The organism is Mycobacterium sp. (assembly GCF_032159765.1).
In the GTDB taxonomy this organism is placed as follows: domain Bacteria; phylum Actinomycetota; class Actinomycetes; order Mycobacteriales; family Mycobacteriaceae; genus Mycobacterium.
Window position 1 is genome coordinate 1 of sequence record NZ_JAVHWM010000232.1, and the last position, 2,622, is coordinate 2,622.

3 protein-coding genes are annotated in these 2,622 nt (G+C 73.2%); all 3 read right to left on the reverse strand.

The window, feature by feature from the left end; translation table 11 throughout:
* The coding region (locus QOH60_RS28500) for a hypothetical protein (protein ID WP_526425249.1) at positions 1-233 on the reverse strand (233 nt) is incomplete at its 3' end.
* Complete coding sequence (locus QOH60_RS28505; protein WP_526425250.1) at positions 230-1,438, reverse strand: M24 family metallopeptidase; 1,209 nt, start codon at positions 1,436-1,438, stop codon at positions 230-232. The genes QOH60_RS28505 and QOH60_RS28500, both read right to left, overlap by 4 nt.
* Positions 1,439-1,477: 39 nt before the next feature.
* The coding region (locus QOH60_RS28510) for a gamma-glutamyltransferase family protein (RefSeq protein WP_526425251.1) at positions 1,478-2,622 on the reverse strand (1,145 nt) is incomplete at its 5' end.

Below are 2,622 nucleotides of genomic sequence, written 5' to 3' on the forward strand. Positions count from 1 at the left end.
ACCTTGACGCCCAGCGCACCGGAGGCGCTGTCGTGCCCGGCGAGGATCTTCAGCCAGGCTCGGCGCTCCCCGGGCAGGCGCAGCCACATGTTGGGCGCGGTCGTCGCGAGCCCGTCGGCCTGCGAGGCGAATGCCTGTCGCTGCAGCTCGATCGTGTCCTCGAGCGACAGGACGCTGCGCATCTCGCTGAGGCCCAGCACGCGGGTCCCGGGGCGCGGCTCGCGCGCGGTCACGGCTCGATCACGTACAGGCCGGGATCGCGCTCGGAGAGGACCTCGCACCCGCCGGCGGTGATCACGACGTCCTCCTCGGAGCCGTAGGTCATGTCGCCGTGGCGCAGATACGCCTCGCACGAGAGCACCATGCCCGGCACGAGCTCCTGCTCGCTGTCGTGGCGCACGAACGGCGGCTCGCTTCCGGCCAGGCCCAGCCCGTGGCACAGGTGCATGTACGGCGGGCCCATGTAGTTGCCGAACTGCGTCTCGTCGTAGCCCGCGTCGCGGTAGAAGCCCGCCATCTGCTCGATCACGTCGCGGAAGGCCACGCCGGGCTTCAGGGCCTCGTCGACCGACCGCGTGACGACCTCGCGGATCGCGTCGTGATGGCGGCGCTGCTCGGCGCTCGGCTCGCCGATGCAGGCCATGCGGTTGAACTCGCCCCAGTAGCCCGAGACGATCACGCCGGAGTCCACGAACAGCAGGTCCCCGCGATCGAGGCCGTATTCGGCCAGCGGTCCGCGCATGCGCGAGCCGTGCCCGAGCGCGCGGGACTTGGCCTCGGAGACCAGCAGCAGCTGGGCGTACGGCGGGCGATACGCGCCGGACTCGATCAGCGCGGCGCCGATGGTGCGGGCCGCGTCGACCTCGGTGTCGCCGGGCCGCATGCGCGAGAACGCCAGCGACAGGCCCGCGCCGTTGATCGCGTCGGCCTCGCGGATGAACGCGACCTCGGCATCGCTCTTGATCGAGCGCAGGTCCCACAGCAGCGACGAGGCGTCCTCGAAGCTCGCGCCCCACAGGCCGGCCTCCATCGCCCGCCATGCCAGCAGCGGCATCGCGAGCCGCTGGTCGTTGCCGAGCTCGGCGCCGATCCGCCCGCGGTCGAGCCCGCGGACGCGCATCGCGTCGGCCAGTTCCTCGCCGGAGAACGGCGGCGCGTAGGTGACCACGTCGTGCACCCAGGACGACTCGCGCGCGTTCTCGGCATTGACCCCGTAGACGAACAGGAACGGCTCGCCCTCGCGGGGCAGCACCATGACGTGCGGGCGCGAGTAGTTCAGCTGGTAGTCGCGCGGCTGGTGGCCGCTGAGGTAGTAGTAGTTCATGCCGGCGGTGAAGTCGCCGGTCACGATGAGCCCGTCGAAGCCGTCGCGGTCCATCAGCGCGCGGGCGCGCCCGGCGCGCGCACGAAGCTCATCGTGGTCGAAGGGCGGTGTCATGTCTGTCTCCTGTCGTGGGCGAGGCGGGCGTGCCGACCATCAGGTCGTCTGGGCACACCCGTCCTTGCGTGGGTCCGAGGCCGCGTGCAGCAGATCGCCATCGCGGACGATGGCCTGCGCGCCGCCGGCGCCGAAGTTGCTGAGCTCGCGCACCCGGTGACCGCGGCGCTCCAGCGCGTCGAGCACCGCCGGGTCGTAGTCGGGCTCCGCGCCGACGTCGTGGCCGTCGAGGTAGCGGAGCCGCGGATGCGCGACCGCGGCGGCGATGTCCATGTCGTGGTCGACGAGGTGCCGCACGATCTGCATCTGCCCCTGCGGCTGCATGAAGCCGCCGACGACGCCGAGGCACCCGGCGAACCCGCCCTCCCGCGCGAGCATCGCCGGCACGATGGTGTGGTACGGGCGCTTGCCCGGCTCCAGGCGGTTGGGATGCCCGTCGTCGAGCACGAAGCCCTTGCCGCGGTTCTGCAGCGTGATGCCGAGCCCGGGCACGCCGATCCCGGAGCCGAAGCCCGAGTAGAGGCTCTGGATGAGCGAGCAGGCGTTGCCCTCGGCGTCGACGACGGCGAGGTAGACGGTGTCGGTCGGGGCGCCCGGCGCGGCCACGTCGGCGGCCTCGGCGGTGATGTCCGCGCGCCTGGCGGCGACGTGCTCGGAGCTGAGCAGCCGCTCCACGGGGACGTCGACCACGAGCGGGTCGGCGAGATGATCGCGGGCGTCGGCGAAGGCGCGCTTGAGCGCCTCGATCGCGAGATGCTCCTCCTCGCCGCGGTCGCCGGGGGACAGCCCCTCGAGGATCGCCAGCGCCTCGAGCACGACGACGCCCTGGCCCGGCGGCGGCAGCTCGACGAGCTCGATGTCGCGATACGGGCGGCGCAGCGGCGTCACCCATTGCGCGCCGCGCCAGGCCGCGAGATCGGCGGCGCGCAGCGGGCCCCCGGCGGCCTGGACGGCCGCGCCGATCCGCTCGGCGGGCGTGCCGCGATAGAAGCCGTCGGCGCCGTCGCGCGCGAGCAGCCGCAGCAGCGCGCCGACGTCGGGATTGGCGAAGCGCTCGCCGGCGCGCGGCGCGCGGCCACCCGGAAGGAACACGCCGCGCGCGGCGCGATCGTCGGTGATGCGGCTCGCGTGCATCGCCCACTCGTGGGCGATCTGGGGGGTGACGGCGAACCCCTGCTCGGCGT